The organism is Comamonas testosteroni, assembly GCF_014076415.1.
Lineage (GTDB): Bacteria > Pseudomonadota > Gammaproteobacteria > Burkholderiales > Burkholderiaceae_C > Comamonas > Comamonas testosteroni_F.
Map to the genome: position 1 here is coordinate 2959113 of NZ_CP043568.1, position 13084 is coordinate 2972196.

Genomic DNA, 13084 nt, shown 5'->3' on the forward strand with positions numbered 1-13084 from the left:
GAGTCCTCCAAACAAGGCTCAGGGAACTCCAGCCCATAGGGACCAAAGCCCCATAGGGAAAGAAAATGCCAGCCCTGATTTCTCAGGGACTGGCACGGGTTTAAAGGTGGTCCTTCTGGGACCAGTGACCCTTCGCCCAGGCCTTTTCAGCCTTGGCTTGGGTATTCCAAGTCTCCAGAGATTCACGAGTGAACGGGCCACGCTCGGTACAAGTACCGAGGTAGAAGCCGCCTCCACTACGCAGAACCTGCATCGGCAGAACCTCGCCACATTGAGCAGCGAGAACGCCGTAAGTCACACCAGTAGTTGCTTGCGATTGAACGATTTGCGTCATGTCTTTTCTCCTGTTGATGGGGGAAAAGGACGAGCGCGCCCGAATGGGACACGGCCCATCCGGGGTTGAGAGAGGTTGAAAACGTGAGACACTTTCCAGATGACTGAAAAGCGTCCCCAGTTGAGAGTGATAACAGGGACTCCTCGTCTTGAGGAGCCTCTGGACCTAGTGCATCTTTTCGAGGAAATGGATGCGCGCGATGCGCTACCTATTCTTAGAAAGAGGATGCGTCAGCAGACGGCGGCGGCAAATTCCGCTCTTTCAATAGTTGAACCAAGCTCGACGGCATGCCGTCAAGCAGCTCCGGCTTTTGATAGCAAGAACTGATCAGCGTCACGATCGAACAAACCTGCCCTGGTGCAACCTGCTCGCGCAGTCGCATCAGTGCTTCGTAGTCCTGCTCGGTACACATCGCCACGAACTTGCGATAGGCGTCATGCATTTGCATGCGCTGGTCCTCAGACCAAGCAATGAGCTTAAGGCTGGAAGGTGTGCCCATGGAGACTCCTCCCGATAAGGAGCGGGCACGCCGGCCCTTGCGGACAGTTGTGCCCGCGAGGGTTATAGAAAAATGATGCCCATGGCATTGCTGCCTGCACTTTTCAAGGGCTCAAAGTGCGCGAAACCATATTGATGGTCAGATGGTTTCCCAGAAGATCCGCAATTGCTGCAGACACTCTGGGAACCCATCGGGCTCCCGGCATTGCCAGATTACAGTACCCAGGCCGCTAGGCTGGCCGGCTGTCACAACGGGCTCAGACAGCCAAGGAACGGCGCGGTCACGAGGCCGGCTTGGCTTTCACCGGACACGCACTATCGCAAAGCCGCTGCGCATCAGGTCGCAGCCACCCTAATTCCACCTTCCCGCTGCCTGGCTACCAGGCAGTAGGCTGATCCATATACGCGCGTTCACGCATATGGATCAGCCCGCTGATGCGGGCGATGGGCTTTATTTTGGATGCCAAGTTTGATCTTGGAACACAAATTTATAGGAGCCCAGTTGGCCGATGGCCTTGGTCTGCTCTCGCAACATCGAGCGATCGACAGTGGGATCGAGCTTCACTGGTTGAAGAGCGCGGATCTGATCCCAGTATTCCCGGAGCACTTCAGGAAGATCGGGCGTATCGACCTGACCTACATCTTCGACTGAGGACGCTTGTGCAATTGCTTGGGCTGGTTGCCCAGGGTTTCGCTTTATTCTCTCAATGCGCTCTCGCATCTGTTCGCCCAACCGCCTGGACCCCTCGGTCTTCGACTCGGTACTCGGCGCGGGCAGCGGAGCTGACCACACAGGCGTTTGAGACGCCAGGGATGGCGATTCAAGCAGTGGGTCGGGCTCGGCCAATTCCGTTTCGACAGGAGCGTCGGAGGCGCTATCGAGCTGCATGTCATGCAGCGTTGCTCTCATCTCCGTGACGGCTTTTCCAAACGCAATGTACTGGTGCAGAAAGATTCGGCTGATCCAAACAGTACCGTGATACTCGCCTTCTTCAAACTGATCCAGGAGTGAATCCTTGACCTTGAGTTCGCAGCACTGGTGGAATAGCTCCCCGACGCAGAAATCGCCGTAGCGGCCCCCTCGAATTTGTTTGACACGCAACGTCACGTTTTCGAGCTTTATCAAGCTTTTGCTCCATCAGATTGCGGAGCACCAGTCCAACGCGGGGCCAGGCCCGCGTGGGTGAAAGAAAAACACTCCACACGCATATGCCTGTGGAGTGCTGTTTGGAATCTCCAAAGGACTTCCGATCCTTTGGGAATGAGACAGAACACACCGGTTCGAGGTGTGCGTCAACGAGTGAAGTGTGTACCGTCTATAAGTGCCTCGGCCCGTAGGGCGCGCAAGTTTCAGAGGCTCACCTGCTTCGCTAGTTGCCTAGCATCCGGTTTGGTTTGAGTGATACCGGCAAACACTTGGAAAGGCTGAGAGCATAGCGCAATTCCAGGGAATTCGGGCCACAAATCACTCCCTGAATTGCTTTCGCAATTCAGGGGTGGGTGGCTACTGCTGATTACGCGTAATCATGTTCGCGTCGATCAGCATATCCGCCTTGCCGTTGATGGCCAGGCGTACTGCCGTACCCGCCAGAGCGGGCTGGCTGGCGCGTAGGCGCCGAAGGTGTACGGCCCTGCGGAGCAGGAGCACGATACTGAGGTTGCTGACGTGGAGCTGGAGCTTGTGCACGTTCCTGCGGTGCAGGTCCATGTGGTTGCTCATCCTGGCCGCCCTGCTCGGGACTGCCAACACCATGATCATCGTAGAACGCTTCATCGCCCTGCGGTTGACTGCCGACATGAGCAGCCTCCGCATTCGACTCGGCACGTTGATACACGAGCTGACCATCGACCCTCACCGAGTTCACAAGAATCAGACGGCCCTTGATGAGGCCGGCCAGTTCCTTCTTCCCGGTGGGGCGTCCCTTCTGATCACGCTCGTCTCGTTCATACGGGTGAGCATAGAGGTCAGCTATACGGAAAGAGATCAGCACCTTGCGGCGCTCATCAACTTCCTTTTGCAGACTTTCGATAAGCTCGATGGCCTCGGCAGAGGACACGCGCAAATCGAAGTAGGTGTAGTCAGGAGAATCCGCTGCCCCACGCAGCGCACTGATAGCGCAAGCGAGGAACGGTTCAGCCTTGCGACCACGACCAGTGGGCGTAACCCAACGAACACGGGACAAATATCCAATGCCGTTAGCGTGCAGGTTGAAAAACTCACGTTGAGCAGGTGCTTGTTGTTGCTGCATGATGACTCCAAATTTCCAATGTTTGGACGGAGCACAGCCACACCTGACCGCAAGGTCTGGATGGGGCGATGATCCCCATCCGGGTTGCGAGGTAATGCTTTGACCGATCCTTGGGGGATCGGTTGACGACTCTCAAAAGCTCAGTCGTCTATGTGTGCCCAAGGGCGTTCACGTGCAGGAGAATAAACGGTAGATTTCTGCCCGTCAAACAGTGTTGACAGTTGGCGCGGCGAGTTTGCGGGCGCTGGCCTTAATTGACCATCATTCCGAGACGTGATGACCGGCCTGCTTGTACTGACCACCGGCAGCAATCGACCCATTGCGGTCTTCCGAAATAAGGAGAAGCAGTCATTCGCTCCGTGATAGATGCTGCGCGATTTCACTTGCAGTGTCGCGAGCGGTACGCATGACGCCAATAAGCGTGGCAGATGCAGGTCCTGTCCATTCGCCATAGCCCACCAGCCACAGGCCGGGCCGGTCGCTTGCCCGCATGCCCTCCACGGCAACTTTGGAATCATTCACGAGGCCCAGCGATTCCAAAGGCTGTAGAGCGGGTCGGAACCCAGTACACCAAATGATCGCATCAAAGGCCTTTGAGCTCCCATCGGCCCATTGAGCTCCTTCTGTGGAGAGGCGCGCGAACGGCCCCACAGAATGCAGCACGCCACGATTCCGTGCGTCGAGGACCGGAGGAACCATCACGATGTCACCAAAGCCACCCGGCAGATTCTCTGGATCTTTGCCTTCCTGCAAGGCCTGCCAACGTGCGGTGGCCCTCTCAAAGAGCACTCGCCCATCGACCTCATCCGGTAGAAAAGCTGGAGGCTCCAACGTGACCCAGGTTGTGGACTCCGCTACGAGTGAGACTTCCGCCAAGATCTGAGCGCCGGAGTTTCCTCCCCCGACCACCATCACCCTCTTGCCTTTGAACGGCTCGGGAGATACGTACTGAGCTGAGTGCAGCTGTTGTCCTTTGAAGGACGCCATACCTTCAACTTCGGGCACAAATGGGTTTCGCCATGTACCCGTGGCGCATACAACGGCACGTGAATGCCAGCTTCTCGCACCCGCGTTGACCTGGAAACCTTGCTCCGTTGGCTCAATACTCGTGACCAGCACCGGCCGCTCAATCAGGAACTCGTAGCGCGTTTCGTACTTTCGGAGATAGTCGACTACATGGTCACGACTTGGATACTGCTCGCCAGAAGGCGGCATAGGCCATCCTGCGATGGAACTCCAGGAAGCAGGAGAAAAAAGCCTCAGCGAGTCCCATCCATGTTGCCAAGCTCCTCCACCAGCCTCCTCCGCATCAAGTAGCAGCACCGATAAGTTGGTACGACGCAGGAAATACGCTACCGATAAGCCTGCCTGGCCCGCACCAATGATGATCACATCGTGGAAAGACATCGTTTGCTTCCTATTGTTGTCGTTGCCCCCAGGCGCTCCCTCTACGCGCCATGTGTAACCGCTTAGATGCTGCGCTGATTGACCCGTTTAGACAGCTCTTCGGCGCTTTCGCGACGCTCGCTGTAGCGATCCACCAGGTAGTCCGAACAGTCTCGCGTCAGCAGAGTGAACTTGACCAACTCTTCCATCACGTCCACGACCCGTTCGTAATACGAAGAGGGCTTCATCCTGCCAGCCTCGTCGAACTCGGCAAATGCCTTGGCAACAGACGACTGATTCGGGATGGTGATCATGCGCATCCAGCGACCCAGCACCCGCATCTGGTTGACCGCATTGAAGGACTGCGAGCCACCCGAGACTTGCATTACTGCCAATGTCTTGCCTTGCGTCGGTCGCACGGCACCAGCGGACAATGGAATCCAGTCAATCTGCGCCTTGAGGATGCTGCTCATCGCACCATGACGCTCAGGAGACGTCCAGACCATGCCCTCGGCCCATACAGCCAGCTCACGCAGTTCCTTGACCTTCGGGTGATCGTCGGGGGCACCATCGGGCTGCGGAAGGCCACGCGGATCGAAGATCCTGGTCTCGGCACCCATCTTGCGCAGCAGGCGCGCCGCCTCTTCGGTCAGCAGTCGGCTATAGGAGCGGTCACGAACCGAGCCATACAGCAGCAGTATGCGCGGCGCGTGCGTCGCACGCTGTGCGGGCAGCAGGCCTTCCAGGCTGGGCTTTTCAAAGACTTGTTCGTCGAGGTTCGGTAGATCAGTGCTTGCCAATTCGGTTTCCTTTCGAGTCAATGACGGCTTCCCCATCCTCTTTGGAGAAGGCGGCCTGCTGAGGCTGCGGCAGGATGTCCAGCACGGCCTCCGAGGGACGGCACAAGCGGGCTCCCAGAGGGGTGACCACTATCGGGCGATTGATAAGAATGGGGTGCTGGAGCATGAAATCAATCAATTGCTCGTCCGTCCATTTGGGCTCGCCCAAGCCAAGCTCGTCATACGGCGTCCCTTTTTGGCGCAACAGATCGCGCGCTGGCATGCCCATGGCCTGGATCAGGCCCGCCAGCGTGGCGCGATCAGGAGGCGTCTTGAGGTATTCAATGACCGTGGGCTCTTCCCCGCTGTTGCGGATCAGGGCCAGAACATTGCGAGAGGTACCGCAAGCAGGGTTGTGGTAGATCGTGATGTCGCTCATAGCGCTAGATTCCCATTGCAAAGATTCAAGACGCCACGCTGAGCCGCAAGGCCAGCGCTGCAAGTGTGATGAGCAGCACGGGCATGGTCAGCACCGAGCCGACTTTGAAGTAGTAGCCCCAGCCAATGGTTGCGCCTTTCTTGGCGAGCACATGCAGCCACAGCAAGGTGGCCAAGCTGCCAATCGGCGTGATCTTGGGGCCGAGATCGCAGCCAATCACATTGGCATAGACCATGGCTTCCTTGACCGTCCCGCTGGCCGTGGATGCATCGATGGACAAGGCTCCGATCAAGACCGTGGGCATGTTGTTCATGATGGAAGACAGCACCGCAGACAGCACGCCTGTGCCCAGTGAAGCGGTCCACACGCCACCGGCTGCAAACTGGTTCAGCAACATGGCGATGTAATCCGTAAGCCCCGCGTTGCGCAGCCCATAGACCACCAGATACATACCCAGCGAGAACACCACGATCTGCCATGGAGCACCATGAAGCACCTTCCTGGTGCTGATGACATGGCCACGCGCAGCCACCGCCAACAAGATCGCAGCTCCCACGGCGGCCACGGCACTGACAGGGACGCCCAGGGGCTCCAGCGCGAAGAAGCCGACCAGCAGCAAGACCAGCACGACCCAGCCAGCCTGGAAGGTGGCCACATCCTTGATCGCAGCCGAGGGCTGTTTGAGCTGGGCCACGTCGTAGGTGGCAGGAATATCGCGTCGGAAAAACAGCAGCAGCACACCGAGGCTGGCCATAACCGAGACGATGTTGACCGGCACCATCACCGACGCGTAGTCGTTGAAGCCGATCTTGAAAAAGTCGGCGGAGACGATATTCACCAGATTGGAGACGATCAGCGGCAGGCTCGCTGTGTCGGCAATAAACCCGGCGGCCATGACAAACGCCAGCGTTGCTGCCGCAGAAAAGCCCAGCGCCACCAGCATGGCCATCACGATAGGCGTGAGAATCAGGGCTGCTCCGTCATTGGCGAACAAGGCCGAAACGGCGGCCCCCAGCAGCACGATGAAAGCAAACAGCTTGACTCCGCTGCCGCCACCCCAGCGGGCAAAGTGCAATGCGGCCCATTCGAAGAAACCGGCCTCGTCCAGCAAAAGGCTGATGATGATGACGGCAACAAAGGTCGCCGTGGCATTCCAGACGATATGCCAGACAACTGGAATATCAGCTAAGTGCACGACCCCCAGCAGCAGCGCGACAGCGGCGCCAATCGAGGCGCTCCAGCCAATGCCAAGGCCGCGCGGTTGCCAGATGACTAGCGTCAGTGTGAAGATGAAAATCAGGATGGCCGTCAACATGACGCATGGGTCCTAGAAAAGCTTGGATGTGGCATCGGGGCGAGACGTGGGCGTTCCCCCTGGCTTGAGGCCTCGGACGTTGGCATGAAGGCCTACGTCCGGGTGGTGCAAAGGCTGCGTCGATTCAGTGAGACGACAGCTCACGCGCTGTGGACTGGAGCATGGCCTGCTCCAGCTTTTGCGCGGGAAGATTGACCAACAACTCCAGACGGCGACGAATCATATGCATGGTCTGGCGGAAGGCTTCCAGCTTGGCTTCATCAGAGGCATCGCCTTCCGAGGGGTCCGGATAGCCCCAATGCGCCGTGGCGGGATGACCAGGCCAGAACGGACAGACTTCACCAGCGGCGTTGTCGCAGACCGTGATGATCAGATCCATGTGGGGTGCACCAGGCACGGCAAATTCATCCCAGCTCTTGCTACGCAGACCTTCCACAGAAACGCCAGCCTTTTGCAGCACTTGCAGGCCTAGCGGGTTAGGTTGCTGGTTGGTGCGCGGACTGCTGCCCGCCGAATAGGCCTTGAAGCGGCCTTGTCCCATATCGTTGAGCAAGGCCTCAGCCAGGATGCTGCGCGCCGAGTTGTGGGTGCACAGGAACAGGACATTCAGGGGAGCTTTGTTGTCAGACATGATGGATCAGCAGCAGGACTTAGAGGAGGAACTGGGGGTGCAGCAAGACGAGGCTTGTACTGGCGCGATATGAGGCGTGCAGCAGGTCGCGCTTTGTGCAACGACTCGCTCTGGTTCATTGAAGACTGGGATGTTGTCCAGCGTGTGAAAGTGTTCCCAGGCCACTCCCTGTGGATCGGTAACCCAGTGCTTTTCGCTGCGGGCATAGCAGCAAGAGGTTTCGCCTTCGTCAAGAAGTGCCATATCAGCGGCCTGCGCGCGCTGCTTGAGTTCAGCCAACTCGGTTGCCTCATCGGCCTGGAAGCCCAAGTGGTCAAGCCCTGATGCTTGGTTACCGCGCGTAGAGATGGCGAAATTCACGCGTGGGTCGTCCAGCATCCACTTTGCATAGTCACATTCCACTCGAGAGGGCTCAGCCCCGAATAACTTGGAATAGAAGTCAATGTTCTTGTTCAGATCGTCGACATGTAGGTGTACGTGAAAGCGTTTCATGATGAAGCTCCCTTTAGCAATGGCATGAAGTTGCCGTGTCAGAGGTGCAAACCACGCCTTGGCAGCAGTTCTCGGTGAGATACGCCAGCAGCTCATTCATGACAGGAAACGCTGCTCGATAGAGCACATTGCGCCCCTGCCGCTCCTGGCTTACCAGATCGGCATGAAAAAGCTCTTTCAGATGAAAGGACAGTGCATTCGGTGCGATGCCGAGCTGCTCAGCTATTGCACTAGGTGTCAGGCCTTCAGGTCCTGCAACAACAAGCGCACGAAATACGCGTAGCCGAGCTTCGTGCGCTAGAGCGGAGAGTGAGCGGATGACATTTGCTTCTTTCATAAATCAATAATACAACAAACATTGAATTAATGCATGAAGCTTCATTTCAGGCTAGTCGAAGTGACTTATCAATGTCGGCTTGTGATGAGACTTATGGAATGAAAACTCATGCCGCCGGTAGTAGCCAGTACCCAAGGACTGCTCGCAACCCAAAGCAGAAGTTCGAGAAAAGGCCTTCCAACGACCAGTTCGAAGTAGTGAAGCGCCCTCAGCCATCGGCACAAACCAAGGCCATTGGCACATTCAGCCTTCTACATCGTAGGAGAGAGCAATTTGCTCGTCACGCAAAACCCCAGGCGCTAACCGCCCTGGTCCTTCTGGGAGCCCAGGTCGCTCTAGAGGTCTCTAGACAGATAGACAAACACTACCTATTCTTTCATTTACCGCAGCCGATTTATTCGCCGCAGTTCCACTGCATTGGCTTGCGACAAAGGCGCTTCGCCGCGCTCGAGACGGAATAGGCGCATTGAGTTGCTCACACTGTTTACTTGACCTCGCAGCGATTGCGCGGCTGCGGCCAGTTCCTCCACCATCGCAGCGTTTTGTTGGGTGATCGAGTCCATGTGCGCCACAGCAGCGTTGACCTGTGAGATACCGGTTTGCTGCTCTATGGCTGCGGTACTAATTTCACCCAGCACAGCACTTACGCGTTGCACCGCTGACAATGCTTCGGCCATGCGCTCGCGCGCTTCGCCTGTAGCGGTGGCGCCCGATGCCACGCGCTCGGCCGAGTCGCCGATGAGCTGCTTAATATCGCGCGCTGCCTGGGCGGTGCGTGCAGATAGCGTGCGCACCTCCGACGCCACCACAGCAAAGCCCCGCCCAGCCCCTCCCGCACGCGCAGCTTCTACGGCCGCGTTCAGCGCAAGAATATTCGTCTGGAAGGCCACGCCCTCGATGAGGTGCACGATGTCTTCAATGTGTCGTGACGATTCAGCGATGCCCAGCATGGTCTGGCCCACGGCCTGCACGGCATCGTTGCTGCGTTGTGTGATGCTCGAAGCTTCTTCTGCAAAACAGGCGCCACGGCTGGCGGCTAGGGCGCTGTTATGCACTGTGCCATTAATCTGCTCCATGGATGCGGCAGTCTGCTCCAGGCTGCTGGCTTGAGTTTCGGTGCGGGACGACAGGTTGTGGTTGCCGCTGGCGATTTCCTGCACGGCAATCTCCAGGTGCCCTACCTCCTGGCGCACGTCGCTCACCACAGTGCGCAAGTTCACACTCAGTTGAAACAGTGCGCGCTGAAGATTTCCGACACTGCCGCTGGCACCTGTACGCATTGCGTGCGACAGGTCTCCAGATGCCAGCTGATTGGCATCGTGCACAAGTTCTTGCAGCGGCGCGATAGCCAGCGAGTGAGTCAGAAAAGACGACACAGCCACGGCCAACAAGGCCGCACTGCCCGTGACTAGCCAGGGGACATTCAGCCAGGTGAGCAGTAGCGGAAGCATTACAGCTAGCGTCAGTACCAGCAGCAGGCGCACAAACGTAGAAGGAGCCAGTAGCCGCATCAAGCGTCCACTCAGGTTTTGGCGCAGTACGGTGCCATGGCGTAGCGTGTGGACCACACGTCCGACCTCTGCCTCAGCACGCATGGTGGCATACAGCCTTTCTGCGATCAATATCTGTTCGCGCGTGGGTAGCGTGCGCACCGACAGGAAGCCCGTGACCTGCTCGCCGTCACGCAATGGCGTGATGTTGGCTTGTACCCAGTAAAAATCTCCGTTCTTGCGACGGTTTTTCACGATGCCGGTCCAAGGAAGGCCTGCCGATATGGTTTGCCACAAATCGCGGAAAGCCTCGGCGGGCATTTCAGGGTGGCGGATCAGGTTGTGGGGCTGGCCCAGCAACTCCTCGTGTGCGAAGCCGCTCACGTGAACGAATGCGGGGTTGCAATAAGTGATACGGCCCTTGGTATCCGTGACCGAGACCAGAGTGTCTCGCTCCGGAAACGTGAACTCATTGGTAGTGACTGGCAAATTGATCCGCATAGAATATTCTTTTTTATGGTGTTTTTGAGGAGGGTCAGAGGGACAGCCAGTCGCGTGTCAACTCGGCTGCGGGAACAGCTTTCGAGAAAAAGTAGCCTTGTACTTCGTCGCAGTGCAGGTCGCGAAGTTTGTCGAGTTGGCTTTGTGTTTCCACGCCTTCGGCCACCGTCCGCAGTTGCAGCGCATGGGCCAGGCCAATGACTGCTGTCACGATGGCGAGACTGCCAGGCTCGCTGAACATGCCGCGTACGAAAGACATGTCGATCTTGAGCCGAGAAACGGGAAAGCTCTGTAGCCGCGCCAGCGAAGAGTAGCCAGTGCCAAAGTCGTCGATAGATAGCGTGAAGCCCTGTTTCACTAACTGGGAAGCAACGCGCTTAGCCTTGGCAGGGTCATGCATCAGCGCCGACTCGGTGATCTCCAATTCGATGCATCGTGGGCTCACGCCGTGCGCGCGCATGATCGCCAAGGCACGCTCGGAGAAGGAGTCACTCATCATCTGCGCAGCCGATACGTTGACGGCAATCACAGGCGGCTGCGCTATGCCGGCAGAACTCCAGGCCCGCCACTGACGAGCTGCTGCGTCCAAGCTCCAGTCGCCGAGCGCGATGATGAGGCCGCGCTCCTCAGCAACGGAGATAAACTCGGCGGGGCTCACCCAGCCCCACTCTTCGTCGTGCCAACGTGCGAGCGCTTCTACGCCGTATAACGCATACGAATCTAAAGCTATCTTGGGCTGGAAGTGCAATTCCAAGCGTGATTGCGCGAGAGCCTCCTCCAGTTTTACACCAAGTGCAATGCGCCGCTGGAGCCGGTGGCCCATTTGTGCATCGTAGAGCTGGCAATTGCCGCCGCCTTGCGTTTTGGCTTGGTACATTGCGATATCGGCGCGCTGGAGCAACTCGTCTACGCTGTGACCGTGCGTGGGGTAAAGAGCTACTCCGACGCTTGCCCCCACTTCGAAGCAAAGATCGTCCACCCTCATGGGACTTGCCAATGTTGAGCAGACCTCATGGGCCAAGGCCATAGTATCGTTGCCTTCGGCGAGTGTGCGCACGAACATAAATTCATCGCCACCCAGGCGAGCCACCACACCCTCTCCCCCGAGCGTGCGTTCGCACCGCCTTGCCACTTCAGCAAGCAAGTCGTCTCCCACTAAATGGCCCTGCGAGTCGTTGATCTCCTTGAAGCGGTCGAGATCAACGAACAGCACCGTGGCCTGCTGACCTCGTTGGCCTGCGATGTCGAGCAGGCGTTGAGCCAAATCTATGCCGTGAAAGCGATTAGGTAACCCTGTGAGCGCATCGAAGAACGCCAGCTTCTCCATGCGCCGTTCGGTCCGTTTGCGCTCCGTGATGTCGAGTAGCGTGCCGTAGCCCCGGACCGGCTTGCCAGTCACGTCATGCTCGATCGTGCCAAGCGCATCCACCCAGCGGACGCTGGTGCCGTCCTGGATGCGCATTTCGAACGCGTAATGGCCAGTGGCAAGCCCTTTTTTCCATTGTGCATCTGCGTATGCGCGGTCTTCTGCATGCACGCAGCCAAGTAAATCAGCATATTTGAAAGGCTGGCCTACTGGCCAACCAAGGATACGTGCCGCTTGAGGCGTGAGGGAAGGCTTGCCGTCAAAGTATGAGAGCCAGGTACCGATGTTGGCCACCTCCTGGGCATTGAGCAAGTCACGATTGAGTTGCTCCTGTTTGCGCAGATCTTCAACGGTGATCAGCAACCGTGGCTGAGCGTGGCCGTCGGGCTGTTGCAGAGAGTGGACAGTGATGGAAACCGGGATCGCCAATGCTTGAGCGTGGAAATGCAGTTGCGACCTTCCCCTGGCATGTTGATGCTGTAGCGCTTGCTTCACCAATGCAGGTAAGCTGCCTACATCCATAAAGGCCGGTAGCGGGTCTCCTTTCGCTAGCGCCATTGGTGTTTGGCCTGCGAGTTGTGCGAAGGCCTGGTTGGCAAACACCACATTCAGCTCATCCGTGACCACAAGCGTGCCGTGCGGTAGGTGCGCGAAAGCTGCGCCATAGTCTCGAAGTTCGGCTATCAGCGTATCGCGATGTGTGATGTAGCTATCGATGGCCAGCCCGATATCCAGCAGGACCACCTTGATCAATGCCTGGATTGCGTCGTTACGCTGCTCTGGCGTCAGTTCGGGCAGTCTAGTAATTCGCGGAAGGAGCTCAGTGAGGTAGTGACTGTAGGCACCCAGATACCAGCCGGGCGACAGTCCAATACGAGCATGTGCCAAACCTACATGCTGACGCTCATCCCCATAGGCCTCGTCATAGGTACCTGCCGTGAGCCTGAGAAAGTAACGCATTTGTAGCGCCTTGAGCCGGTCCAGTGCCTCGTCGTCCGGCAGCAGTGCACGCATCTCAGGAAAGGAAAGCAGGTGACGGTAGAAGCCTTCCACGAAGCCATACGCCTGGTCGCCAAGAGCGTCGTCCAGGTTGCGCATAGCCTGCTCGTCCTCAACGGTGAGGCAGAGGAAATCCTTGCGACGTTGGAAGTTTTGGGAGATTTCTGTCAAGGGTTTTACTTATTTTCTTTAAAGAAAAACAATGTTAATAGATGTAACTTTCAAGACTCTGACCGATGGATAAACGCTCTTGATGCACATCAAGTTT

General features: G+C 57.4%; 13 protein-coding genes. All 13 read right to left on the reverse strand.

Annotation, left to right across the window (positions count from 1 at the left end; genetic code table 11):
- Positions 1–100: 100 nt before the first annotated feature.
- The 13 genes from F0P97_RS13415 to F0P97_RS13475 all read right to left on the reverse strand — a co-directional run bounded on the left by F0P97_RS13415 (position 101) and on the right by F0P97_RS13475 (position 12987).
- Positions 101–334, reverse strand: a complete 234-nt coding sequence (locus F0P97_RS13415) for a hypothetical protein (protein WP_003054981.1) — start codon at positions 332–334, stop codon at positions 101–103.
- A gap of 214 nt (positions 335–548) precedes the next feature.
- Positions 549–833, reverse strand: coding sequence for a hypothetical protein (locus tag F0P97_RS13420; protein WP_003054979.1), 285 nt, complete (start codon positions 831–833; stop codon positions 549–551).
- Between the two features lie 450 nt (positions 834–1283).
- Entirely contained in the window at positions 1284–1958 is a 675-nt protein-coding gene (locus tag F0P97_RS13425) for a DUF3275 family protein (protein WP_003054976.1), read from the reverse strand.
- 388 nt (positions 1959–2346) lie between these two features.
- On the reverse strand, positions 2347–3081 hold the full coding sequence (locus tag F0P97_RS13430; RefSeq protein WP_034400598.1) for a DUF3577 domain-containing protein: 735 nt from the start codon (positions 3079–3081) through the stop codon (positions 2347–2349).
- Positions 3082–3429: 348 nt separating this feature from the next.
- Positions 3430–4488: an ArsO family NAD(P)H-dependent flavin-containing monooxygenase gene (locus tag F0P97_RS13435; RefSeq protein ID WP_054076097.1), complete on the reverse strand. Its 1059-nt coding sequence runs from the start codon at positions 4486–4488 to the stop codon at positions 3430–3432.
- Between the two features lie 62 nt (positions 4489–4550).
- Positions 4551–5267: an arsenical resistance protein ArsH gene (gene arsH, locus F0P97_RS13440; protein ID WP_034400448.1), complete on the reverse strand. Its 717-nt coding sequence runs from the start codon at positions 5265–5267 to the stop codon at positions 4551–4553.
- Entirely contained in the window at positions 5254–5685 is a 432-nt protein-coding gene (gene arsC / locus F0P97_RS13445; RefSeq protein WP_003053833.1) for an arsenate reductase (glutaredoxin), read from the reverse strand. Before arsC ends, arsH begins: the two co-directional genes overlap by 14 nt.
- Positions 5686–5710: 25 nt before the next feature.
- On the reverse strand, positions 5711–7000 hold the full coding sequence (locus tag F0P97_RS13450; protein WP_003053837.1) for an arsenic transporter: 1290 nt from the start codon (positions 6998–7000) through the stop codon (positions 5711–5713).
- 124 nt (positions 7001–7124) lie between these two features.
- A complete protein-coding gene (locus F0P97_RS13455; RefSeq protein WP_003053840.1) occupies positions 7125–7631 on the reverse strand; it encodes an arsenate reductase ArsC in 507 nt (168 codons plus the stop codon).
- A 6-nt stretch (positions 7632–7637) separates the two neighbouring features.
- A complete protein-coding gene (locus F0P97_RS13460; RefSeq protein WP_003053843.1) occupies positions 7638–8123 on the reverse strand; it encodes an ArsI/CadI family heavy metal resistance metalloenzyme in 486 nt (161 codons plus the stop codon).
- A 13-nt stretch (positions 8124–8136) separates the two neighbouring features.
- Positions 8137–8460 (reverse strand): ArsR/SmtB family transcription factor, encoded by a 324-nt coding sequence (locus F0P97_RS13465; RefSeq protein ID WP_080553873.1) that lies wholly within the window; start codon positions 8458–8460, stop codon positions 8137–8139.
- 380 nt (positions 8461–8840) lie between these two features.
- The gene (locus F0P97_RS13470) at positions 8841–10451 is read right to left on the reverse strand and encodes a PAS domain-containing methyl-accepting chemotaxis protein (protein ID WP_182287049.1); all 1611 of its coding nucleotides are present in this window, start codon (positions 10449–10451) and stop codon (positions 8841–8843) included.
- Positions 10452–10485: 34 nt separating this feature from the next.
- Positions 10486–12987, reverse strand: coding sequence for an EAL domain-containing protein (locus F0P97_RS13475; RefSeq protein ID WP_232538233.1), 2502 nt, complete (start codon positions 12985–12987; stop codon positions 10486–10488).
- Positions 12988–13084: the final 97 nt, after the last annotated feature.

Coding starts and splice junctions, on each gene's coding strand:
- F0P97_RS13415 (WP_003054981.1), bottom strand. CDS start 334: ATGACGCAAATCGTTCAATCGCAAGCAACTACTGGTGTGACTTACGGC.
- F0P97_RS13420 (WP_003054979.1), bottom strand. CDS start 833: ATGGGCACACCTTCCAGCCTTAAGCTCATTGCTTGGTCTGAGGACCAG.
- F0P97_RS13430 (WP_034400598.1), bottom strand. CDS start 3,081: ATGCAGCAACAACAAGCACCTGCTCAACGTGAGTTTTTCAACCTGCAC.
- F0P97_RS13435 (WP_054076097.1), bottom strand. CDS start 4,488: ATGTCTTTCCACGATGTGATCATCATTGGTGCGGGCCAGGCAGGCTTA.
- arsC (WP_003053833.1), bottom strand. CDS start 5,685: ATGAGCGACATCACGATCTACCACAACCCTGCTTGCGGTACCTCTCGC.
- F0P97_RS13450 (WP_003053837.1), bottom strand. CDS start 7,000: ATGTTGACGGCCATCCTGATTTTCATCTTCACACTGACGCTAGTCATC.
- F0P97_RS13455 (WP_003053840.1), bottom strand. CDS start 7,631: ATGTCTGACAACAAAGCTCCCCTGAATGTCCTGTTCCTGTGCACCCAC.
- F0P97_RS13460 (WP_003053843.1), bottom strand. CDS start 8,123: ATGAAACGCTTTCACGTACACCTACATGTCGACGATCTGAACAAGAAC.
- F0P97_RS13465 (WP_080553873.1), bottom strand. CDS start 8,460: ATGAAAGAAGCAAATGTCATCCGCTCACTCTCCGCTCTAGCGCACGAA.
- F0P97_RS13470 (WP_182287049.1), bottom strand. CDS start 10,451: ATGCGGATCAATTTGCCAGTCACTACCAATGAGTTCACGTTTCCGGAG.